Consider the following 23130-nt stretch of genomic DNA (forward strand, 5'->3'; position numbering starts at 1 on the left):
GTGGATACCAAAATGCAATTGATCTGGCTGCGCAGCGACTTGCGCCAACATGACAACACCGCCCTCTCGGCCGCCGCGGCTCGCGGCCCCTGCGTGGCGGTGTACCTGCTGAGTCCGGAGCAATGGCTGGAACACGACGATGCGCCCTGCAAAGTGGACTTCTGGCTGCGTAACCTGCGCGAGTTGAGCCGCGAACTCGGTCAACTGAACATTCCCCTGCTGATCCGCCAGGCCCCTCACTGGGATGACGCACCCAGCGTATTGCTGAACCTGTGCCGACAGTTGCAGGTCGATGCGTTGCACCTCAACGAGGAATACGGCATCCACGAGTCACGTCGCGATGCAGCGGTCGCCCGGACGCTACAGACTGAAGGGATCGAAGTTCACCGCTACCTCGATCAATTGCTGTTCAAGCCCGGGAGCGTACTGACCCGCACCGGCACTTACTTTCAGGTCTTCAGCCAGTTCCGCAAAGTCTGCTACGAACGACTGCACCACTCGCTGCCCAGCCTGGTACGCGCGCCGCACCAACAAGCGCCGCTGAACATTGCCAGCGATGCGATCCCCTTGAATGTCGACGGCTTCGCAACACCCGCTGATAACCTGCGCAACCTGTGGCCGGCGGGCGAAGCCGAAGCCCGGCGTCGCCTAGACAGCTTTAGCGATGTGCAGATCGAGCACTATCAAAGCGAACGGGATTTCCCGGCGAAGCCCGGCACCAGTCAGCTCTCGGCCTACCTTGCCGCCGGGGTGATTTCTGCGCGCCAATGCCTGCACGCCGCCTTGAACAGCAATCAAGGTGAATTCGAAAGCGGCAAGATCGGCGCCGTCACCTGGATCAACGAACTGCTATGGCGCGAGTTCTACAAACACATCCTGGTAGGCTACCCACGGGTTTCCCGGCACCGCGCGTTTCGTCCGGAAACCGAAGCGCTGGCCTGGCGCAACGCCCCCGAAGAACTAGCTGCCTGGCAACAGGCACGCACCGGCTTGCCGATCATCGACGCCGCCATGCGCCAACTGCTGGCAACCGGTTGGATGCACAACCGCCTGCGTATGGTGGTGGCGATGTTCCTGACCAAAAACCTGCTGATCGACTGGCGCGAAGGCGAACGCTTTTTCATGCGTCACCTGATTGATGGCGACCTGGCGGCGAACAATGGTGGCTGGCAGTGGAGTTCCTCCACCGGCACCGACTCGGCGCCTTACTTCCGGATTTTCAACCCGTTGAGCCAGTCTGAAAAATTCGACCCCGAAGGCGTGTTCATCAAGCAGTGGTTGCCAGAACTGGTCGGGCTGAATAAAAAAGACGTGCACAACCCCGCCAATCTCGGCGGCCTTTTCGGTGTTGTGGATTACCCCTCCCCGATCGTCGAGCTGGGTACTTCCCGTAAGCGTGCGTTGACGGCATTCAAAAATCTGCCCTCGCGGCAATACGCCGCCGTTGTGTCATGAATTACCGCCACCGGGATTACTTCGATTCCGAAGCTCTGCTTTATGAACGCTTACCCGTATTGAGCCGGGCAATTGCCTGGTTGAAAAGGAGATTGGGATGAGTCGCACACTCGCACGACGATACTGGCTGACCGGTACAAGCAGCGGTATCGGTGCCGCCCTGGCCGAAGAAATCCTGAAAACCGGTGCGCACCTGGCCGTCAGTTCGCGCACCGTGGCGCCCCTGAAAGAATTGTCGCTACGTTTTCCGGGACAAGTGCTAGTGGTCCCCGGAGACCTGACCAACAGCCAGACCGTACGCGAGATCGGCGAGCAGATTGCCGAGGACTGGGGTTCGCTGGACACCGTGATACTGAACGCTGGCACCTGCGAGTACGTGGATGCCAAGCAGTTCGATGCGTCGATTGTCGAGCATGTGGTGCGCACTAACCTGTTGGCCAGCAGCTATTGCATCGACGCCGCCCTGCCATTGCTGCGTGCCGGCACCGCACCGCATATGGTGGCCATGGCCAGTACGGTGACCTACCTGCCGCTGCCCAAGGCAGAGGCCTACGGCACTTCGAAGGCCGGGCTACGTTATCTGTTCGAATCCCTGCGCATCGAACTGGCCCCGGAAGGCATAGAACTCACGGTAATCAGCCCCGGGTTTGTCGAGACGCCGCTGACGGCAAAAAACGACTCGCCCATGGCCTTGAGCTGGCCGGTGGAGAAAGCCGCGCGGCACATCTTCGAAAAACTCAAGGACCGCCCGTTGGAAATCGCTTTCCCCGCAGCGTTCATGGCCGCCCTCTGGCCACTCTCCAAACGACCGGACCAAGTAAAACTGGAGATCGGCAAACGCATGGTGCGCAGCCAGCCACCGATCAAGGATAAACCCTGAAAGTCGTCATCAATGGCGGCGGTGTCTCGGACGCTCCGATATTTGAGCGTCCGTCAGACCTTTCACACAGTACCCGTTGACTGCCTTACACTGCGCGCCATGAAAACCATCCCCCATACGCAAATCGCGGAGCCCGCGGTCACCTGCTCGACCTGCGCAGCCTGCTGCTGCCAGCTCGAAGTCATGCTGATCACAGATACGGGCGTGCCTGAACGGTTCATCGATACCGATGACTGGGGCGGGGAAGTGATGTTGCGCCTGGATGACGGTTGGTGTGCCGCACTGGATCGCAACACGATGATGTGCACGATCTACGAAAAACGCCCGCTGATCTGCCGGGAGTTCGAGATGGGCGCTCCGGAGTGCATCGACGAACGCCAGGGGATTTCAACGGCGTATCGCTGAACTGGAAAACAACGTGCCCCTCTGTGGGAGCGAGCTTGCTCGCCCCCACAGAGGGATTTACAGCCCGCTGAAACCGTGGTGATTACAACGGCATCGTGTAATGCAATGCGTAACTTTCTACACCATCGTTCGGAGTGGTGATCCCGGCGTTGGAATAGTGCGTCGCACGAACCCCGACTTCATGTCCGCCGGCAAAGCGCAAACCGAAACCAAAGCGGTCTTCGAACTGGAGGGCGCTGCCCAGATCGTTGCTTTCGACTTCGGTGCTGGCAAACGCCGCCACGCCAACCCCAAACTCAATGTAGGGTTTGACATTCTGGCCGGCAAATTCATAAACAAGCACGGGTGAGAACGACAGGCTGTGGTTACTGGATTTCTCGTCACCCTCCCAATAGGTATAGGCGCCGTCCCAGTAACCGGTCAGACGACCAACGTCGCTCTGCCACCAGCTCTGGTCCCAATCGAATTGCATCCCCAATCGATAGGTCATGGTCGACTCGCCGGTTTGCCCCACGGCAAATTCCACACCTGCCGCCTGCGCGGTAAAAGTGTGCCCCAAAAGTGCGGTCGCAATCGCGGCCAAGCAGAATAGTCGCTTCACTTGAAACTTCCTTTTCCGAACGATTTCGTATGGTTTTTTTGTTACCAAGCCCTGCAAAACTATAGAAGTCAGCGATTTATCAGAAGTTTACCCCGACTCTTCGTATCCCCCCGGACAGCCATCTACCTGTTGAAGCTTCGCACAACACCAGAGGTATTCCACAGTATCGGCAAGATATTTCTGAAATGAAGCGGATCGGCGCTGGTCCAGAACTGTGCCTCACGGGCAGGCCCCTGGGCGAGCAGCTCGCCTTCGGCCAGCAGACGCTGAAGTTGTCGCGCGACGGCGGCGCCGGTGTCGATCAGGCTGATGTCCTCGGGGATCATCTGCCGCAGCATCGGCTTGAGAAAGGGGTAATGGGTGCAGCCGAGAATCAGAGTGTCCGCGCCGGCAGCCAGCAGTGGCTCGACATACCCGGCCAACAGCTGGCGCAACTCGGGGCTGCGCAGGTCGCCGTTTTCAATCAGCTCCACAAGCCCTGGACAGGGCTGGGTGATCACCTTCACGTCCGTGGCGAAGCGGTCGAGCAACGCGGCGAACTTGGCGCTCTGCAAAGTGCCTGTGGTGGCCAGCACTCCCACCACGCCGGAACGGGTTGCGGCGGCGGCCGGCTTGACTGCCGGCTCCATGCCAACGATGGGCCATTCCGGATAGTCGCGACGCAGGTCGGCGACCCCGGCAACCGTCGCCGTGTTGCACGCCAGCACCAAAGCCTTGGCGCCCTGCTGCCGAAAGAAGTCGGCCATCACGCTGCAACGTTGCTGGATAAATGCCGGGGATTTTTCGCCGTAGGGAACATTTCCGCAGTCGGCGACGTACAACAGAGACTCATTGGGCAGCAAACGCTGGATCTCGGCCAGTACCGAGAGCCCACCGACACCGGAGTCGAACACGCCAATCGGCGCTTCACGCATGTTTCGGCCCACAGACGCTGCAGCCCGGATCGCGCTTGACCCGCAGTTCACGGAAGCGCGTGCCCAAGGCATCGATCAACAGCAGGCGCCCCATCAGCGGTTCGCCGAATCCGGCCAGCAACTTCAACGCTTCAAGCGCTTGCAAACTGCCGACCAGCCCCACCAGCGGACCGACCACGCCGGCCTCGCTACAGGTCAATTCGGCTTCGCTGCCGTGCCCGTATAAACAGTGGTAGCACGGACTCTCCGGTCGACGCGGATCGAACACCGACAGCTGCCCCTCGAGGCGAATCGCCGCGCCGCTGACCAGCGGTTTGCCGGCCGCCACGCAAGCGGCGTTGACCGCTTCACGGGTGGAAAAATTGTCAGAACAATCGAGGACCAGATCCACTCTGGCCACTACGGCGGCCAGGGAGTCTTCGTCCAGCGCCGCACGATGGGCGATCAGTTGAATCTCGGGGTTGATCGCCGTCAGGCGCTTCATTGCCGAATCGACCTTGGTCATGCCGACGCTGTCGGTGTCGTGAATGATCTGGCGTTGCAGGTTGGTCAGGTCGACCGTATCGAAGTCCGCCAGGTGCAACTCACCAACGCCGGCGGCCGCCAGATACAGCGCCACTGGTGCGCCAAGGCCGCCAAGACCAACGATCAATACGCGGCTTTCCTTGAGCCGCAACTGGCCGTCTATATCGATGTGTTGCAGCAGAATCTGCCGGCTGTAGCGCAGCAATTCCCGATCATTCAGCACGGCAGGCGCCCCAGACTGATGCGTTGATGACCGCCCAGATCGGTGCGGCTGTGGACTTCTTCAAAACCCCGGGTCAGCAGCAAATCGCGAACCGACTCGGCCTGATCATAGCCGTGTTCGAGCATCAGCCAACCGCCGGCGTCCAGATGGTCCGGTGCCTGGGCAACGATCAAGCGCAGATCGTCGAGCCCGTCGCCCCCCGCCACCAGGGCGCTGGCAGGTTCAAAGCGCACATCGCCCTCGACCAGATGCGGATCGGACGCTGCGATGTAGGGTGGATTGCTGATGATCAGTTGAAAACGCTGACCTTCCAGGGCGCTGAACCAATGGCTGCTCAGCACGGTGGCGTTGTCCAGGTGCAGGCGCTGGCGATTGCGTTCGGCCAGGGCTACGGCTTCCAGGACACGATCCACGGCAGTGACGCTCCAGACCGGACGCTCGCTGGCCAAGGCCAGGGCAATCGCGCCGCTGCCCGTGCCTAGGTCAAGTACCTTGGCCGGTGTGGCCGGCAACAGTTCCAGCGCGGTTTCCACCAGCAGTTCGGTGTCGGGACGCGGGATCAGCGTGTGCGGTGCCACTTCCAGGTCCAGCTTCCAGAAACCCTGCTGGCCGAGGATATAGGCCACCGGTTCACCGCTGCGGCGGCGCTGCAAATACTCGGCGAACGTCAGCGCCGCTTCGCTCGGCACGATGCGCTCCGGCCAGGTGTGCAGGAAGCTGCGGGACTTGCCCAACGCCGCCGCCAGCAACAATTCGGCATCCAGACGCGCCGTCGGCGAGTCGGGTAAATCGGCAGCTCGCAACAAACTGGCAATGATCGTCATTTACTCACCTATCGCTGCCAGTTGATCGGCCTGGTACTCGGCCAGCAACGGCTCGATCACCGCCTCAACGCCACCGGCAAGGATCTCGTCGAGGGAATACAGGGTCAGGTTGACCCGGTGGTCGGTGACCCGGCCCTGGGCAAAGTTATAGGTGCGGATGCGTTCGGAGCGATCACCGGAACCGACCAGCAACTTGCGCTCGCTGGCGATGGCGTTGGCTGCGGCGGAGGTCTGCTGATCGTTCAGCTTGGCCGACAACCAGGACATCGCCCGGGCACGGTTCTTGTGCTGTGAGCGTTCTTCCTGGCACTCGACCACGATGCCGGACGGCAAGTGCGTGATACGGATCGCCGAGTCGGTCTTGTTGACGTGCTGGCCACCGGCGCCGGAGGAGCGATAGGTATCGATGCGCAGATCGGCCGGGTTGATCTCGATGGCTTCCTGCTCGTCCGGCTCGGGCAATACCGCCACGGTGCAGGCCGACGTGTGAATGCGGCCTTGGGACTCGGTCGCCGGAACCCGCTGCACGCGGTGCGCGCCGGACTCGAACTTCAGCTTGCCGTAGACGTTGTCGCCCTCGACCCGGGCAATTACCTCTTTATAGCCGCCGTGTTCACCCTCGTTCTCCGAAAGGATCTCCACCCGCCAGCCACGACGCTCGGCGTAACGCGAATACATGCGGAACAGGTCGCCGGAGAAAATCGCCGCTTCGTCACCACCGGTACCGGCACGGATCTCGAGGAACACGTTGCGGCCGTCATTCGGATCCTTGGGCAGCAGCATGCGCTGCAGATCGGCTTCGAGCGTGACCAGGCGTTCCTTGGCCTCGCGAACTTCTTCCACGGCCATTTCCCGCATGTCCGGGTCGCTGTCCTTGAGCAGTGCCTGGGCGCCTTCGAGGTCGTCCTGCACTTTCAGCAGTTCTTTATAGGCGCCCACGATCGGTTCAACTTCCGCGTACTCCTTGGAATAGGTGCGGAACTTGTTCTGATCGGAAATGACCTCGCCGTCGCCCAGCAGGGCGGTCAATTCCTCGAAACGGTCCTGGAGGATATCCAGCTTATTGAGCAGTGACGCTTTCATTGCGGTTTTTTATCCGAAAAGCTATCCGATGAGCCCTCACCGAGGGCAAAGAGTTCCTGGGCCATCGCCAGCGCATCCAGGCGACCTTCGGCAGAAAGCTTTTTCAACTGCACGCTTGGTGCGTGCAACAGTTTGTTGGTCAGCCCGCGAGCCAGTTGCACCAGCACCTCTTCGGCACTGGTGCCGTTGGCCAGCAGGCGCTGGGCCTTTTGCAATTCTTCGTCGCGCAGGCGTTCACTCTGTTGACGATAGGCCTTAAGCACGTCCACCGCCGCCAACTCGCGCAGGCGGACCATGAAATCTTCGGCACCGATCGAGACCATTTCTTCGGCGGCCTGGGCTGCGCCCTGGCGGCTCTTGAGGTTCTCGGCAACCACTTCGTGGAGGTCGTCGACGCTATAAAGGTAAACGTCGTCCAGTTCGCCGACTTCTGGCTCGATGTCGCGGGGAACAGCGATATCCACCATGAAAATCGGTTTGTGCTTGCGCAGTTTCAAGGCACTTTCCACCGCACCCTTGCCCAGAATCGGCAACTGGCTGGCGGTGGAACTGATGACGATATCGCTGCGCACAAGCTCTGCCGGAATATCCGACAGCAGCACCGCATGGGCACCAAACTGTTCAGCCAGGATGCTCGCGCGCTCCAGGGTGCGGTTGGCGACCACTATGCGCTTTACACCCAGATCATGCAGATGGCGGGCAACCAGGGTGATGGTCTCACCGGCGCCGATCAACAAGGCCTGGCTGCGTTGCAGGTCGCTGAAAATCTGCTTGGCAAGGCTCACCGCGGCAAACGCTACCGACACCGGGTTCTCGCCGATGGCCGTGTCGGTGCGCACCTGCTTGGCCGCATTGAACGTGGCCTGGAACAGCCTACCGAGCAAAGGCCCGATGGTGCCGGCCTCGCGGGCCACGGCATAGGCCGATTTCATCTGGCCAAGAATCTGCGGTTCGCCCAGCACCAGCGAGTCGAGCCCGGAAGCCACCCGCATCATGTGACGAACTGCCGCATCATCTTCATGCACATAGGCGCTTTCGCACAGCTCGTCGTAGCTCAAATGATGATATTCGGCAAGCCAGCGCAGCACGACGTCCGCCGACAGGTGATCCTGTTCTATATAGAGTTCACTGCGATTGCAGGTGGAGAGGATCGCAGCTTCGCGGCTGTCGGTGAGTCGGCAGAGCTGCTGCAAGGCCTCAACCAGCTGTTCAGGGGTAAAAGCCACGCGCTCGCGGACGTCTACTGAAGCAGTCTTGTGGTTAATACCGAGTGCAAGGAAGGCCATTCAAAGTCGCTGATGGTGACGTGAAGCCGGCAATTGTCCTACTTCGACGGAATCAGAACAACTACTCGATATCTATCGCGCCATCAGGCGCTGCCGCGGGTTGCGAGCAGTTCTCGTTTACACAAGCATCAGAGCGATGCGAATCGGGTTGGCAGGTAAATTGCCGGGCCGGTTATGTTTGGTCGAAAGCTTGTGTCATGATGAGCCGACCGCAGGTTAGTCGTCCTCTTCCTATATGAATAGATCCTCCGCGTTGCTCCTCGCTCTTGTCTTCCTCAGCGGCTGCCAGGCCTTGGCACCCGTCTCGTCGGACGGTGCGCCGCCGGTTGAAGACAGCACCCCGGCCCCTGAAAAGCCCAAGGTCTACAGCCCATTCAGCGAGGAAACCATCTTCAGCCTGTTGAGCGCCGAACTGGCTGGCCAGCGCAATCGTTTTGACATTGCCTTGGACAACTATGTGACCCAGGCCATCAACACCCAGGATCCGGGCATCTCCGAGCGGGCATTTCGTATCGCCGAATATCTGGGCGCCGACCAGGCAGCCCTCGATACTGCGCTGATCTGGGCCAGGAACGCCCCCGACGACCTCGAAGCGCAACGCGCCGCCGCCGTGCAACTGGCACGCGCCGGGCGTTATGACGACTCCATGGCCTATATGGAGAAAGTCCTGCAAGGCAAAGGCGACACCCATTTCGACTTCCTTGCGCTGTCCGCGGCCGACACCGACCAGGACACCCGCAACGGCTTGATGAAAAGCTTCGACCGTTTGTTGCAGCGACATCCGGACAACGGCCAGCTGATTTTCGGCAAGGCCTTGCTGATGCAACAGGATGGCGACGCCAAGGGCGCGCTGAAGCTGCTGGAAGACAATCCACCGGACGAAGGCGAAGTTGCGCCGATCCTGCTGCGCGCACGCCTGCTGCAAACCTTGAATCGCGGTGACGAAGCCCTGCCGCTGCTGCAGAAAAGCATCAAGAAATACCCGGACGACAAGCGCCTGCGCCTGACTTACGCGCGGATGCTGGTTGAACAGGACCGCATGGACGACGCCAAGGCCGAGTTCTCGAGCCTGGTCCAGCAATACCCGGAAGACGACGAACTGCGTTACTCCCTGGCGCTGGTGTGCCTGGAAGCCAAGGACTGGAACGAGGCCAAGGGTCATCTTGAAGACCTGATCGCCCGGGAAAGCCATGTCGACTCGGCGCACCTGAACCTCGGCCGCATCGCCGAAGAACAAAACGACCCGCAAGGCGCATTGATCGAATACGCCAAGGTTGGCCCGGGCAACGACTTCCTGCCGGCGCAATTGCGTCAGGCCGACATCCTGATCAACAACGGCAAGACCGCCGAAGCGCAACGCAAGCTGGCGGCAGAGCGCGATGAGCAGCCGGATTACGCCATCCAGTTGTACCTGATCGAAGTCGAAACCCTGTCCGCCAACAATCAGGGCGACAAGGCCTGGAATGCTCTGCAACAGGCCTTGCAGAAATATCCGGACGACCTGAACCTGCTCTACACCCGCGCCATGCAGGCGGAAAAACGCAATGACCTGGCGCAGATGGAAAAAGACCTTCGTACGATCATCAAGCGCGACCCGAACAATGCCATGGCGTTGAATGCCTTGGGCTACACACTGTCCGACCGCACCACGCGCTACGCCGAAGCCAAGGCCCTGATCGAACAGGCGCACCAGATCAGTCCGGAAGACCCGGCGGTACTCGACAGCCTTGGCTGGGTGAATTACCGCTTGGGCAATCTCGACGAAGCCGAGCGCCTGCTGCGCCAGGCCCTGGATCGCTTCCCCGATCAGGAAGTCGCCGCTCACCTGGGTGAAGTCCTGTGGGCCAACGGCAAACAGCGTGAAGCGAAACAAGTCTGGGGCAAGTTCCTCAAGGAACAGCCTGACAGCCCGACCCTGCGCGGCACCATCAAACGCCTGACCGGATCAGAGACTCTTTAAGATTATGTTTTTTCGCCACTTCATCGTTTTCAGCTTTATCGCCCTGCTCGCCGGTTGCGCGGGCCTGGGTCCCCGTGAGTCGGTCGAGGGCCATGGCAACGCCGCCCAATGGCGCGAGCACAAACAGCAACTGACCGGCCTCGATGGCTGGCAGATCGACGGCAAGATCGGCATCCGCGCCCCGAAAGACTCGGGCAGCGGCACGCTGTTCTGGTTGCAGCGCCAGGATTATTACGACATTCGCCTGTCGGGACCACTGGGCCGCGGTGCGGCTCGCCTGACCGGACGCCCGGGCAAGGTGTCACTGGAAGTCGCCAATCAGGGACGTTACGACGCGCCGAATCCGGAAGTGCTGCTCGAAGAACAGCTTGGCTGGAAGCTGCCCGTGTCCAACCTGGCCTGGTGGGTGCGCGGGCTCCCGGCTCCCGACAGCAAAAGTCGCCTGACCCTGGACGGCGACAGCCGCCTGGCGAGCCTTGAACAGGATGGCTGGAAGGTCGACTACACCGCCTACACCCAGCAAAACGGTTTCTGGTTACCCGAGCGCATCAAACTCAGCGGCACCGACCTTGATGTCACGCTGGTGATCAAGATCTGGCAACCGCGCAAACTGGGGTCATGACATGCCAGCCAATCGCCTGACACTGCCCTCGCCAGCCAAACTCAATTTGATGCTGCACATCCTGGGTCGCCGCGAAGACGGCTACCACGAACTGCAGACGATGTTTCAGTTTCTCGATTACGGTGACGAAATCACCTACGCCCTGCGCGATGACGGTGTCATTCATCTGCACACTGAGTTCGAAGGTGTTCCCCACGACAGCAACCTGATCGTCAAGGCCGCCAGAAAACTTCAGGAGCAATCTGCTTGCTCGCTGGGCGCCGATATCTGGATCGACAAGATCCTGCCCATGGGTGGCGGCATCGGTGGCGGCAGCTCGAATGCCGCAACAACATTGCTGGGTTTGAATCATCTGTGGCAATTGGGCTGGGATGAAGATCGCCTGGCCGGGCTGGGGTTGACGCTGGGCGCCGACGTCCCGGTTTTCGTACGTGGCCACGCGGCTTTCGCCGAGGGCGTGGGGGAGAAACTGACCCCTGTCGACCCGGAAGAACCGTGGTATCTGGTGCTGGTGCCGCAAGTCTCTGTTAGTACGGCAGAAATTTTTTCAGATCCGTTGTTGACACGTAACACTCCTCCCATTAAAGTGCGCCCCGTTCCCAAGGGAAACAGTCGAAATGACTGCTTGCCGGTGGTAACAAGGCGTTATCCAGAGGTACGTAACGCTTTGAATTTGTTAGGTAAATTTACCGAAGCAAAACTCACCGGAACTGGAAGTTGTGTGTTTGGGGGCTTCCCAAGCAAAGCTGAAGCTGATAAAGTCTCGGCCCTTCTGACAGAGACCCTTACAGGATTTGTAGCAAAAGGAAGCAACGTTTCGATGTTGCATCGCAAGCTGCAAAGTCTGCTCTAAAGGAACCGATTACTGGGTAATCGTTGCAACAGATACAGGGGCGTCGCCAAGCGGTAAGGCAGCAGGTTTTGATCCTGCCATGCGTTGGTTCGAATCCAGCCGCCCCTGCCATTTTCCTATACTCATCCAGGTTACCCTCAGCCTTCAGGTACTGCGCGTGTCCAAGATGATGGTCTTTACGGGGAACGCTAACCCCGATCTGGCTCGGCGTGTCGTACGTCAGCTGCATATCCCTCTCGGTGACATCTCTGTCGGTAAATTCTCCGACGGCGAAATTACAGCCGAGATCAATGAAAACGTTCGCGGTAAAGACGTCTTCATTATTCAGCCGACTTGCGCTCCGACCAACGATAACCTGATGGAACTGGTAGTGATGGCTGATGCCTTCCGCCGCTCCTCGGCTACTCGTATCACTGCTGTTATTCCTTACTTTGGTTATGCCCGTCAGGATCGCCGTCCGCGTTCCGCACGTGTGGCTATCAGCGCGAAAGTCGTGGCTGACATGCTTACCGTAGTCGGCATCGACCGTGTTCTCACGGTTGATCTGCATGCTGACCAAATCCAGGGTTTCTTCGATATTCCGGTAGATAACATCTACGGCTCCCCGGTTCTGGTGGATGACATCGAAGATCAGCGCTTCGAAAACCTGATGATCGTGTCCCCGGACATTGGCGGCGTCGTGCGTGCACGTGCCGTTGCCAAATCCCTGGGCGTGGATCTCGGGATCATCGACAAACGCCGTGAGAAAGCCAATCACTCTGAAGTGATGCATATCATCGGTGATGTCGAAGGGCGTACCTGTATTCTGGTCGATGACATGGTCGATACCGCCGGCACCCTGTGCCACGCGGCCAAGGCCCTGAAAGAGCATGGCGCTGCCAAGGTTTTCGCCTACTGCACGCACCCTGTGCTGTCGGGTCGGGCGATCGAAAACATCGAAAATTCCGTGCTGGACGAGTTGGTGGTGACTAACACCATTCCTCTGTCCGCTGCAGCACAAGCCTGTGCGCGTATCCGCCAACTGGATATCGCACCGGTAGTTGCCGAGGCGGTCCGCCGCATCAGCAATGAAGAATCGATCAGCGCGATGTTCCGCTAAGGGCCCTGCCCTTCTCGAAATGTCTCGTTGACGAAAAGCGCCCCGCCCCGGCATTCCTGTCGGGGCGGGGCTTTTTTGCCCATATCGCCTTTAGCGCTGGTCGCAAACGCTGGGGCGAGTGTGGTTATTTTGGAGATACAACATGAACGATTTTACTCTGAATGCTGAAGTGCGTTCCGACCTGGGGAAAGGTGCGAGCCGCCGCCTGCGTCGTCTCGCAAGCCTGGTTCCAGCTGTAGTTTACGGTGGCGACAAAGCCCCTGAATCCATCAGCATGCTGGCCAAAGAAGTTGCCAAACTGCTCGAAAACGAAGCGGCTTACAGCCACATCATCGAGCTGAATGTTGGTGGCACCAAGCAGAACGTCGTGATCAAAGCCCTGCAGCGTCACCCGGCCAAAGGCCACGTGATGCACGCTGACTTCGTACGCGTAGTAGCCGGCCAGAAACTGACCGCTATCGTTCCAGTGCACTTCATCAACGAAGAAGCACCGACCAAGAAAGGCGGCGAAATCTCGCACGTTGTTGCCGAGATCGAAGTTTCCTGCCTGCCGAAAGATCTGCCTGAGTTCATCGAAGTCGACCTGGCTAACGCTGAAATCGGTTCGATCATTCACCTGTCCGACCTCAAAGCTCCTAAAGGCGTTGAGTTCGTTGCTCTGGCACACGGTGATGACAAGGCTGTTGCCAACGTCCACGCTCCACGTGTTGCTCCAGAAGCTGCAGAAGGCGCTGCAGAGTAATTTTACTCTGTACGCCGGAGTGACCGGAAACATCGCGGACTAGAGCGTAGCGAGAAAGCGGGCGAGAACGCGGAGTTTACATCATGGTAAATGAGCAATTTTCGTCCACTTTCGCCGCACTCCCTGATTGCGGCGATGTTATCCACCACTCCAATGAAGGGCCCCTATCGTGACTGCCATCAAACTGATCGTTGGCCTGGGAAATCCAGGCGCTGAATACGAACAGACCCGGCATAACGCAGGGGCCCTTTTTGTTGAGCGCATCGCGAACGCACAAGGCGTGAACCTTGTGGCGGACCGCAAATATTTCGGCCTGACCGGGCGCTATTCGCATCAGGGTCAGGATGTTCGTCTGCTGATTCCCACCACGTACATGAACCGCAGCGGCCAGGCCGTGGCGGCCCTTGCAGGTTTCTTCCGCATCAAGCCTGAAGAAATCCTCGTGGCACACGACGAACTCGACCTGCCACCCGGCGTCGCCAAACTCAAAGTGGGCGGCGGCCATGGCGGTCACAACGGGTTGCGCGACATCATCGCGCAACTGGGCAATCAGAATACCTTTCATCGCCTGCGGCTTGGCATCGGTCACCCGGGCGTCGCCAGTATGGTTTCAAATTTCGTCCTGAGTCGTGCGCCACGCGCCGAACAGGAAAAACTCGATGCCAGCATCGACTTTGCCCTCGGCGTGCTGCCGGATATCCTCGCCGGGGAATGGAACCGCGCGATGAAAAACCTGCACAGCCAGAAGGCCTGACTCTTATCCGAGGGGAAACACCATGGGATTCAATTGCGGCATCGTCGGCCTGCCTAACGTCGGCAAGTCCACCCTGTTCAACGCCCTGACCAAATCCGGGATCGCGGCCGAGAACTTCCCCTTCTGCACCATCGAGCCGAACAGCGGTATCGTGCCGATGCCGGATCCGCGTCTGGACGCTCTGGCGGCCATCGTCAATCCAAAGCGCATCCTGCCGACCACCATGGAATTCGTCGACATCGCGGGCCTGGTTGCCGGCGCGTCGAAAGGTGAAGGCCTGGGCAACAAGTTCCTGGCCAACATCCGTGAGACCGATGCCATCGCCCACGTGGTCCGCTGCTTCGAAGACGAGAACGTGATTCACGTCTCCAACAGCGTCGACCCGAAACGCGACATCGAAATCATCGACCTGGAACTGATCTTCGCCGACCTCGACAGCTGCGAGAAGCAACTGCAGAAAGTCGCGCGCAACGCCAAGGGCGGTGACAAGGACGCAGTGGTCCAGAAAGGCCTGCTGGAGCAACTGATCGCTCACTTCACCGAAGGCAAGCCGGCGCGCAGCCTGATGAAGAACATGGGCACCGACGAGAAAGCGGTGATCAAGGGCTTCCACCTGCTGACCACCAAACCGGTCATGTACATCGCCAACGTCGCTGAAGACGGTTTCGAAAACAACCCGCACCTGGACGTTGTACGCGCCATCGCCGAAGAAGAAGGCGCCGTGGTTGTTCCTGTGTGCAACAAGATCGAAGCGGAAATTGCCGAGCTCGATGACGGCGAAGAAAAAGACATGTTCCTCGAAGCCCTGGGCCTCGAAGAGCCTGGCCTGAACCGCGTGATCCGCGCCGGCTACGAAATGCTGCACTTGCAGACCTACTTCACCGCCGGTGTAGAAGAAGTCCGCGCCTGGACCGTCCGCGTCGGTGCCACCGCACCACAAGCCGCTGGCGTGATCCACACCGACTTCGAAAAAGGCTTCATCCGCGCCGAAGTGATCGCCTACAACGACTTCATCCAGTACAAGGGCGAAGCCGGTACCAAGGAAGCCGGTAAATGGCGCCTGGAAGGCAAGGATTACATCGTTAAAGACGGCGACGTGATGCACTTCCGTTTCAACGTGTAAGCCATACGCCCCAAAAAAAGCCGCGTCTGATACGCGGCTTTTTTGTGCGTGAGATATTCACTGTTCACTGTAGGAGCGAGCTCGCGATGGTGTGTCAGTCAGCGCTTACTCGTCTGATACACCATCGCGAGCAAGCTCGCTCCTACAAGGGATGTGCGTAAATCAATTCCTTTTGGTTCGCGGCAGGAAGATTGCCAACACCCCAAACAGCGGCAGGAACGAACACAGGTAGTACACGTATTCGATGCCGTGGATATCCGCCAGATGGCCCAGCAACGCCGCGCCAATCCCGCCGAAGCCGAACATCAAACCGAAGAATATCCCGGCGATCATCCCGACATTACCCGGTACCAGTTCCTGGGCGTACACCACGATGGCCGAGAACGCCGAGGCGAGAATGAAGCCGATGACGACGCTGAGGATGCTGGTCCAGAACAGGTCGACATGGGGCAGCAGCAAGGTGAACGGCGCAACGCCGAGGATCGAGAACCAGATCACCGCCTTGCGCCCGATCCTGTCACCGATCGGCCCGCCAAAGAACGTCCCCGCCGCGACCGCGCCGAGAAACAGGAACAGGTGCAGTTGCGAGCTGGCCACCGACAGGTCGAACTTCTCGATCAGATAAAAGGTGAAGTAGCTGGTGAGGCTCGACATGTAGAAATACTTGGAGAACACCAGCAACCCGAGTACCACCAGCGCACTGGTCACTCGGCCCTTGGAGAGGCCGTGAGTCGCCGCCTGGCCCTGCTTGAGCTTGAACAGGTTCAAATGGTTGGCGTACCAGCGGCTGATCCGGTAGAGCACGAACAGCGCAAACACCGCGAACAGGCCGAACCAGGCCACCTGCCCTTGACCGTAGGGAATGATGATCGCCGCCGCCAGCAACGGGCCGAACGCCGAGCCTGCGTTACCGCCGACCTGGAAGGTCGATTGCGCCAGCCCGAAGCGTCCGCCCGAAGCCAGTCGCGCCACGCGGGACGCTTCCGGGTGGAAGGTCGATGAACCGATGCCGATCAGCCCCGCCGCCAACAGGATTAACGGGAAACTGCCGACCGCCGACATCATTAGAATCCCGACCAGGGTGCAGACCGTACCCGCCGGCAACAACCACGGTTTGGGATGGCGATCGGTGTAGTAACCGACCCACGGCTGCAGCAGCGAGGCCGTCAACTGGAACGTCAGGGTGATCAGGCCGACCTGGGTGAAGGTCAGACCATAGTTGGCCTTGAGCATCGGATAGATCGACGGCAGCACCGACTGGATCAGGTCATTGATCAAATGCGCCAGCGCTACCGCGCCGATGATGCGCATCACCAGGGGACTGCTTTGGGGCGTAGCGGACGCCGGCACTGAGCCGGTCTGGGCGTTGCTGATAGCCATGGGAATTTCCAGACAACAGGAGGTACGAACGTGCAGGTGCGCCAATGTGCCATTTTTCGGTGCGGCAACGCCATCCCCTTAGCCTGCTAACGACCTCGTTTTTCATCACCACAACTCTGATGGCGCAAAGCCATGGTCTGAATCTTGCCTTCCTTGTCTGCTTGAACGCGGCCTCCTTACAAAGGAGACCGACAATGGGAAGTTTCGCTACAGAGTCGGCCTACAGAGCGGACAAGGGTGAACTTTCGAGGCCTTTTTAGAGGGCACGAGTCGGAGGTGCGACAACCTCCGTCGCACGCCAATGGTGCGTGGTGTCCAGAGGAGTCATGGGGCATGCAGGCTTTTTTATCACCGGGGATCGGGCTGCTGGGGCGTTTTGGCTTCGCACGTAAATTCCAGCTGTTGTTTCTGCTGTTTATCCTGCCGCTGGCCGGCAGCCTGTGGATGATCGGCCAGGACTATCGCGACAAACTCAGCCTGATCTCCGGCGAACGCGCCGGGGTGCGGCAACTGCTTGCCCTCGATGCGCTGGATGACCTGCTCGCCGCCCAGCGTGATCGCGCCGCCAGGTGGCGCGCCACGGAAACCAATCGCCAGCCAACGCCGGCCACCCTCGCCGCGATGGCCGCCTTTGATGGGGTTCAGCCCGCCGTCAGCCAGGCCACTGCCGAATTGGGCAATGCCCTGCAAAAAGAAAGCGCCAAGGGCGAAACCCTGTCGCGTTATCAGGCCCTGCAAACCGCCCTCGATGGCCTCGACTCAAAAAGTCTGAGTGCTGTCGGTTGGTGGCCCGATGGCTACGATCGCTTCACCAACGCCTTGAGCGCCCTGCAAGCCTTGCGCGAGCAGATCGCCATGGACAATCGCCTGACACTGGCACCGTGGCTGGAGACTTATTTGCTGACGCAGATCTCCACCCAGCACGCACCAGACCTGATCGAACGGGTCGGCCGTCTGGCTGCTGTGGGCCAGGCCTCGGTGGTGTCCGGACAGTTCACCCTGCAAAGCCGCCTGCAACTGCGCGACCTGCGCAGCCGCATCGGCGATGCGCGAGAGCAGCTGGTGAAAACCGCTGGCCTGCTCGAAGCGCGCTTGCCCAGTGCCCTGCAAACCTGGGCCGGGCAATACCACGACAGCCTCAAGCGTCTCGATGCGGGCCTGAAGGTGCTGGATGACGGCGTGTTCGGTGGCAGCATCAACCTCAAGCCGGAGGACTTCGAACGCAGTCTCGACGCCCTGCTCTCTGACCTCGCCTCGTTGCGTCAGCAGTCGCTGGTGTCGCTGGATCAACGACTGGATTACTACCACGGCTCGGCGATCCGACAGTTTGTTGTTGTGGCCGCCGTGTTGGGCTGCCTGCTGTTGGCCGCGCTGTATCTGTTCATCTGTTTGCAGGCCTCGATCCGCCGCAGCGCCAGCGGCATCACGGTACTGGCCGAAGCCCTGCGCGATGGCAATCTGAGCCTGCAAGTGCCGGTTCAAGGCCGGGACGAACTGGCGGTCATCAGCACCGCGCTGAACGTCGCCGTGGTGCAACTGCGCACCAGTCTGCAAGGGGTGGATCACGAAACCCTGCAATTGAGCCACGCCGTGCAAACCCTCAACCATCACTCCAGCGACGCCTTGGGCGAAGTCGAAGCCCAGCAGTTGCAGATCAGCCAGATTGCCGCTGCCGCGACGCAACTGGCCGCCACCTCACAAGGGGTGGCCCACAGTTGCGAACAGGCGTCCGGCAGCGCTCAGCACACCCGGCGCATTGCCGCCGACAGCAGCCGTGACAGCCAGCGCACCACCGCGAGTATCCAGCAGCTCAATCAACGTCTGAACGAGACCGCTGCGGCGCTGGGCCGGGTCAGTGAACAAGGACAGCAGATTCAACTGGTGGTCGACACCATTCGCGGTGTCGCCGAGCAGACCAACCTGCTGGCACTCAACGCCGCCATCGAGGCGGCTCGGGCGGGCGAGCAAGGGCGTGGCTTCGCGGTGGTGGCCGATGAAGTGCGCAGCCTGTCGCAACGCACCCAGTCGTCGACCGCACAGATCGCCGGTACGGTCGACAGCCTGCGCAACACCGTGAATGAGGCCGTCAGCCTGATGCAAGCCGCGTGCAGTCAGGCAGAGAGCGATGCACAAGCGGTCACCGGCCTCGGTGAACGGCTCGGGGAAATCGCCAGTGCGGTGCAGAGCGTCACCGATACCCTGGCGCAAATCGCCACGGCGGTGGAGGAACAGGCCAGTACCGCCGACGAGGTCAGCGGCAATATCCAGCAGGTCGATCAAGCGGCGGTGCGCTTGCTCGAAGGGGCCCGCGCGGTTAACCAGGCCGCGGACACCCTGAGCCACGGCAGCAAAGCCTTAAGCGACAACACTGGGCGCTTCCGCTTGAGTTGAACCCGCCAGGCCTTCTCAGGCGCGGATCACCGCCTCCGGGAAGTCCTGCTCCAGTTCGCTCTTGAGCCAGTCGATGAACCACGCCACGTCCGCCGAGAGTTCGGCGGACGGCGTGAGCACCCGATAGCTTTCCAGCTTCACTTGCGCGTCCACCACCCGCACCAACTTGCCGCTGTGGAGTTCTTCGCGCACCAGCACTTCGTTAGCCAGCGCAATGCCCTGCCCGCTCTCGGCCACCGACAACGCGTGGTCGTTGTTGACGTAGAGCATGTCCGAATTGAGGTGCATGTCGAGGTCGTTGGCGGCGAACCACAGGTTCCACCACTCGCCGTCATCCACATGGATCAGGTTGTGTTTCACCAGATCTGCGGGGCTGTCGATGGGCCCGACGCTGGCCAGATAGTCGGGGGAACAGATCGGAAACACCCGAGGACAAATCAGGCTGGTGCGCGAGTGCGCATATTGGCCGTCCAACCCGTAGACGATACCCAGGTCAGCGCTTTTGCCATCCACTTCGGTGAAAGTGGAGTTGGGTTCGATGGCGAACTTCAAGCCCGGGCGCAGATGACGCATGGCCTCGATACGCGGCATCAGCCAACGCTTGGCGAACCCCGGCACCACCATGATGCGCAACCAGCGCTCGGCGTGTTTGGGCTGCGCCTCTTTTCCGGCCTCGATGATCAATTGCAGGGCGACGGCGATCTTGCGGTGGTACTTCTCCCCCGCCGTCGTCAGGTTGACCCCGCGAGAGGTGCGCTCGAACAGTTGGATGCCCAGCCAGTCCTCCAGCAACTTCACATGGCGGCCGATGGCCGGCTGGGTCACGTGCAGGGCTTTGGAGGCTTCGACATAGCTGCCCAACCGGGCCGCGGCATCAAAGGCACGCACCGCGTTGAGCGGCGGCAAACGGTGGTCAGGCATGGTGTTCGGACGCCTTGTGTTGTTAAATTTTTTAACAGCCCCTATGTTAAAATTGAAGTTTCGCCCCCCGCAACCCCTCGCTGATAATCGATCCACAGCAGAACAAAAAACAGCTGGTTACAACACCCGAACGCAATCTCGATCCTGCCCAGAAAAATAATATCCATGGCCCGACGACACAGCTGTTTTCAGCACGTGCGCAGGCGATGGGGGAATCGGAGGTAACGCATGAATGCCCTGCATTCGCTGCAAACGCTGGCGGTGTCCATCCGCTCAGTACGCAAAGTCTACGGTGATCCAAAGACTGGCCCGGTGGCGCTCAAAAGCATCGACCTGGACATTCGCGACAACGAGTTCTTCACCCTTCTCGGCCCTTCGGGCTGCGGCAAAACCACACTTCTGCGGATGATCGCCGGGTTCGAATTCCCGACCGAAGGCGAAATTCTGCTCTACGGCGAAAACATCGCCGACCGCCCGCCCTTCCAGCGCCCGGTCAACACGGTGTTCCAGCATTACGCGCTGTTCCCGCACATGACCATCGCCGAGAACCTGGCCTTCGGCCTTGAGTCCCACCCGATGGGCAAAGTCCTGAACAAAACGCAAATGGCCGAACGGGTGCGCGAGATGCTCGCCCTGGTGCAGATGGAGCGCTTTGCCAACCGCAAGCCGGCGCAACTGTCTGGCGGTCAGCAACAACGTGTCGCTCTCGCTCGTGCATTGGCGCCGCATCCCAAGGTCTTGCTGCTCGACGAACCGCTTTCGGCTCTGGACCTCAAGCTGCGCCAGGCCATGCGCGAAGAGCTGAAAACCATTCAGGCGCGCACCGGCATCACCTTCATCTTCGTCACCCACGACCAGGAAGAAGCCCTGACCATGTCCGACCGTATCGCCGTGTTGTCCGAAGGCGAAGTGCAGCAGGTCGGTCGTCCGGAAGACATCTACGAACGCCCGCGCAATCGCTTTGTGGCGGACTTCATCGGTGAAACCAACTTCATCGAAGGTACGGTCACCCGCGTTGAAGACGGCCTGGCCTGGTTCGCCGGTCCGGCCGGTCATCCATTGCCTGCACAGCCATGCAGCGATGTGCGAGTCGGTGCCAACGTCGCATTGTCCGTGCGCCCCGAGCGTTTGCATCTGGTGCCGGCCACCACTGAGAACGCTCTGCCGTGCCGGATCGAAGCGCAGATCTACCTCGGCACCGACCTGCAATACCAGGTCAGCCTGAGCGACAGCTCACGCCTCACCGTGCGCACCCCCAACTGCGTCGACCAGAGCAAACGCTTTGCCGTCGGCAGTCAGGCCGGTCTGTTGTTCGACCAGGGCAGCGCCAGCGTCCTGCACGATTGAGCACGAGGAATTGCCATGCACGCTTTAACGATTGCCAACACACTGGAACGTCGGCGGGCCTTCCAGAGCTTTCTTGGTGTCAGCCCCGCGCTGATCGCCATCGGCCTGTTTCTGATCGTGCCGATCCTGATCGTCATCGGTTACTCGTTGATGGAGGCCAACCCCTATGGCGGGGTGAACAAAGTATTCAGCAGTGACGCCTACACCTCGCTGTTGTTCGAGCGGCAACTGGACGACAGCCTGGCCTTCGCCGATTCCTACCTGATCATTGCCCTGCGCTCCATCGGCATCGCCGGGCTGACCACGCTCATCACCCTGTTGATCGGTTTTCCGGTGGCGGTATGGCTGGCCATGCAACCAGCCCATCGTCGTGGCTTGCTGATCTTCCTGATCACCGTGCCGTTCTGGGCCAACCTGTTGATCCGCACCTACGCCTGGATTCTGCTGCTGCGCAACACCGGGGTGATCAACAACAGCCTGATGGGCCTCGGGGTCATCGACCAGCCGCTACAACTGCTCTACACCGACGGCGCGGTGCTGCTGGGGCTGGTCTACACCTACGCGCCCTTCGTCGTGCTGCCGATCTACGCCACCCTGGAAAAAATGGACATCCGCCTGCTCGAGGCTGCCCAGGACCTCTACGCCGGGCGCGTGCGAACCTTGCGCAAGGTGGTGTTGCCTATCGCCAAACCGGGGATTCTTGCCGGCGCCATCCTCACCTTCGTGCCTTGCCTGGGAGCGATGATCGCCCCGGAACTGCTTGGCGGCGGCACGCGAATGATGCTCGGCAACCTGATCTTCCGGCAGTTCAGCGATGCCCGTAACTGGCCCTTCGGTGCAGCCCTGTCGCTGGTGCTGATGGCCGCGGTGATGTTGGTTCTGACGGTCTATGCCCTGCGTGCCGAACGCCAGCGCATCGCCAAAGGAGGTGCGTGATGATCGGCCTGTTCAAACGCAATACGCTGGGCGTGCAGGACTTCCCCGGTTTCGGCGGTTTCAGTTTCCTGTTCTACCTGTATCTCTACGCGCCGATCGTGGTGCTGGTGGCGTTCTCGTTCAACGCCAATCAGTCGGCAACGGTCTGGACCGGATTCAGCCTCGACTGGTATCGATCCGCATTCGCCAACCAGGCCCTGCGCCAGGCGGCCGGCAACAGCCTGTTGATCGCGGTCTGCGCCAGCATGGTCGCCACGGCCATCGCCACCCTCGCCGCCCTCGGCACATCACGGGGTGCGAAATTCAAAGGCCTGCAACTGTCCATGGGCGCAATCATGCTGCCCCTGGTATTGCCGGAAATCGTGGTCGGCGTCGCTACCCTCGCACTGTTTTCCACCATCGGTCTGTCCCTGGGTTACGGCAACCTGATCATCGCTCACACGGTGTTCTGCATTCCGTTTGCCTTTCTGCCGATACGGGCACGCCTGAACGACATGGACCTGTCCCTGGAGCAGGCCTCTGCCGACCTCTATGCCGGCCCGTGGCGAACCTTTCGCAAGGTCACGTTGCCGCTGCTGATGCCGGGGATTTTCTCCGGGCTGATGCTGGCCTTCATCGTGTCGCTGGATAATTTCGTGATCTCGATGATGGTCTCCCAGGCCGGCACCACCACCTTGCCGATCTTCATCTTCGGCCTGTTGCGCATGGGTGTGACACCGGACGTCAACGCTGTCTCGACCCTGATCCTGGGTGTCTCGGTACTGTTCGTCACGCTCTCTTATCTGCTGGGCAAAAAGAAAACCTGA

22 protein-coding genes, 1 tRNA gene and 1 pseudogene are annotated in these 23130 nt (G+C 60.2%); 16 read left to right on the plus strand and 8 right to left on the minus strand.

Annotation, left to right across the window (positions count from 1 at the left end; genetic code table 11):
• Positions 1-12: 12 nt before the first annotated feature.
• The 4 genes and pseudogenes from phrB to AC3WTM_RS26590 all read left to right on the plus strand — a co-directional run bounded on the left by phrB (position 13) and on the right by AC3WTM_RS26590 (position 2740).
• Positions 13-1455 carry a deoxyribodipyrimidine photo-lyase gene (gene phrB, locus AC3WTM_RS26575; RefSeq protein WP_102671750.1) on the plus strand — a complete coding sequence of 481 codons (1443 nt, stop codon included), beginning with the start codon at positions 13-15 and terminating at the stop codon, positions 1453-1455.
• A 2-nt stretch (positions 1456-1457) separates the two neighbouring features.
• Positions 1458-1556, plus strand: a pseudogene (locus AC3WTM_RS26580) (nuclear transport factor 2 family protein); the annotation flags it as partial.
• Entirely contained in the window at positions 1553-2335 is a 783-nt protein-coding gene (locus tag AC3WTM_RS26585) for an SDR family NAD(P)-dependent oxidoreductase (protein WP_102671712.1), read from the plus strand. The pseudogene AC3WTM_RS26580 and the gene AC3WTM_RS26585, both read left to right, overlap by 4 nt.
• A 99-nt stretch (positions 2336-2434) precedes the next feature.
• Positions 2435-2740: a YkgJ family cysteine cluster protein gene (locus AC3WTM_RS26590; protein ID WP_007981864.1), complete on the plus strand. Its 306-nt coding sequence runs from the start codon at positions 2435-2437 to the stop codon at positions 2738-2740.
• Positions 2741-2822: 82 nt separating this feature from the next.
• On the opposite strand, the gene AC3WTM_RS26595 is transcribed toward AC3WTM_RS26590, so the two are convergent.
• From AC3WTM_RS26595 to hemA, 6 genes are all read right to left on the minus strand, one after another.
• A complete protein-coding gene (locus AC3WTM_RS26595) occupies positions 2823-3341 on the minus strand; it encodes an acyloxyacyl hydrolase (RefSeq protein ID WP_102671713.1) in 519 nt (172 codons plus the stop codon).
• A 122-nt stretch (positions 3342-3463) separates the two neighbouring features.
• On the minus strand, positions 3464-4255 hold the full coding sequence (murI, locus tag AC3WTM_RS26600) for a glutamate racemase (protein WP_102671714.1): 792 nt from the start codon (positions 4253-4255) through the stop codon (positions 3464-3466).
• Complete coding sequence (locus AC3WTM_RS26605; protein WP_102671715.1) at positions 4248-5003, minus strand: molybdopterin-synthase adenylyltransferase MoeB; 756 nt, start codon at positions 5001-5003, stop codon at positions 4248-4250. The genes murI and AC3WTM_RS26605 overlap by 8 nt, the downstream gene beginning before the upstream one ends.
• Positions 4997-5827 carry a peptide chain release factor N(5)-glutamine methyltransferase gene (gene prmC / locus AC3WTM_RS26610; RefSeq protein WP_102671716.1) on the minus strand — a complete coding sequence of 277 codons (831 nt, stop codon included), beginning with the start codon at positions 5825-5827 and terminating at the stop codon, positions 4997-4999. The genes AC3WTM_RS26605 and prmC overlap by 7 nt, the downstream gene beginning before the upstream one ends.
• Positions 5828-6910 carry a peptide chain release factor 1 gene (prfA, locus tag AC3WTM_RS26615; protein WP_007981853.1) on the minus strand — a complete coding sequence of 361 codons (1083 nt, stop codon included), beginning with the start codon at positions 6908-6910 and terminating at the stop codon, positions 5828-5830.
• Positions 6907-8196: a glutamyl-tRNA reductase gene (gene hemA, locus AC3WTM_RS26620; protein ID WP_102671717.1), complete on the minus strand. Its 1290-nt coding sequence runs from the start codon at positions 8194-8196 to the stop codon at positions 6907-6909. The genes prfA and hemA overlap by 4 nt, the downstream gene beginning before the upstream one ends.
• A 235-nt stretch (positions 8197-8431) precedes the next feature.
• On the opposite strand from hemA, the gene AC3WTM_RS26625 reads away from it, so the two are divergent.
• From AC3WTM_RS26625 to ychF, 8 genes are all read left to right on the plus strand, one after another.
• On the plus strand, positions 8432-10156 hold the full coding sequence (locus AC3WTM_RS26625) for a tetratricopeptide repeat protein (protein WP_102671718.1): 1725 nt from the start codon (positions 8432-8434) through the stop codon (positions 10154-10156).
• 4 nt (positions 10157-10160) lie between these two features.
• Complete coding sequence (gene lolB, locus AC3WTM_RS26630; protein WP_102671719.1) at positions 10161-10778, plus strand: lipoprotein insertase outer membrane protein LolB; 618 nt, start codon at positions 10161-10163, stop codon at positions 10776-10778.
• Position 10779: 1 nt separating this feature from the next.
• Positions 10780-11631, plus strand: a complete 852-nt coding sequence (gene ispE / locus AC3WTM_RS26635) for a 4-(cytidine 5'-diphospho)-2-C-methyl-D-erythritol kinase (RefSeq protein WP_102671720.1) — start codon at positions 10780-10782, stop codon at positions 11629-11631.
• Between the two features lie 36 nt (positions 11632-11667).
• A tRNA-Gln gene (locus AC3WTM_RS26640) sits at positions 11668-11742 on the plus strand.
• A gap of 46 nt (positions 11743-11788) precedes the next feature.
• Positions 11789-12730, plus strand: coding sequence for a ribose-phosphate pyrophosphokinase (locus tag AC3WTM_RS26645; protein ID WP_003171603.1), 942 nt, complete (start codon positions 11789-11791; stop codon positions 12728-12730).
• Between the two features lie 142 nt (positions 12731-12872).
• On the plus strand, positions 12873-13472 hold the full coding sequence (locus AC3WTM_RS26650; protein ID WP_007973891.1) for a 50S ribosomal protein L25/general stress protein Ctc: 600 nt from the start codon (positions 12873-12875) through the stop codon (positions 13470-13472).
• Positions 13473-13641: 169 nt separating this feature from the next.
• Positions 13642-14226, plus strand: a complete 585-nt coding sequence (pth, locus tag AC3WTM_RS26655) for an aminoacyl-tRNA hydrolase (protein WP_102671721.1) — start codon at positions 13642-13644, stop codon at positions 14224-14226.
• Positions 14227-14248: 22 nt separating this feature from the next.
• The gene (ychF, locus tag AC3WTM_RS26660) at positions 14249-15349 is read left to right on the plus strand and encodes a redox-regulated ATPase YchF (protein WP_057713313.1); all 1101 of its coding nucleotides are present in this window, start codon (positions 14249-14251) and stop codon (positions 15347-15349) included.
• 162 nt (positions 15350-15511) lie between these two features.
• On the opposite strand, the gene AC3WTM_RS26665 is transcribed toward ychF, so the two are convergent.
• Positions 15512-16729 carry an MFS transporter gene (locus tag AC3WTM_RS26665; RefSeq protein ID WP_102671722.1) on the minus strand — a complete coding sequence of 406 codons (1218 nt, stop codon included), beginning with the start codon at positions 16727-16729 and terminating at the stop codon, positions 15512-15514.
• 333 nt (positions 16730-17062) lie between these two features.
• On the opposite strand from AC3WTM_RS26665, the gene AC3WTM_RS26670 reads away from it, so the two are divergent.
• On the plus strand, positions 17063-19120 hold the full coding sequence (locus AC3WTM_RS26670; protein WP_102671723.1) for a methyl-accepting chemotaxis protein: 2058 nt from the start codon (positions 17063-17065) through the stop codon (positions 19118-19120).
• 15 nt (positions 19121-19135) lie between these two features.
• On the opposite strand, the gene AC3WTM_RS26675 is transcribed toward AC3WTM_RS26670, so the two are convergent.
• Positions 19136-20041, minus strand: a complete 906-nt coding sequence (locus AC3WTM_RS26675) for a LysR substrate-binding domain-containing protein (RefSeq protein ID WP_102671724.1) — start codon at positions 20039-20041, stop codon at positions 19136-19138.
• 228 nt (positions 20042-20269) lie between these two features.
• Between AC3WTM_RS26675 and AC3WTM_RS26680 the strand changes: the two genes are divergently transcribed.
• Genes AC3WTM_RS26680 through AC3WTM_RS26690 form a run of 3 tightly spaced genes read left to right on the plus strand, consistent with a single transcriptional unit; the run spans position 20270 to position 23130 of the window.
• Entirely contained in the window at positions 20270-21388 is a 1119-nt protein-coding gene (locus AC3WTM_RS26680; RefSeq protein ID WP_102671725.1) for an ABC transporter ATP-binding protein, read from the plus strand.
• A gap of 15 nt (positions 21389-21403) precedes the next feature.
• Entirely contained in the window at positions 21404-22324 is a 921-nt protein-coding gene (locus tag AC3WTM_RS26685; protein ID WP_102671726.1) for an ABC transporter permease, read from the plus strand.
• Complete coding sequence (locus AC3WTM_RS26690; RefSeq protein WP_102671727.1) at positions 22324-23130, plus strand: ABC transporter permease; 807 nt, start codon at positions 22324-22326, stop codon at positions 23128-23130. Before AC3WTM_RS26685 ends, AC3WTM_RS26690 begins: the two co-directional genes overlap by 1 nt.

It is taken from the genome of Pseudomonas sp. EU05-FHT14B02, from assembly GCF_058791055.1.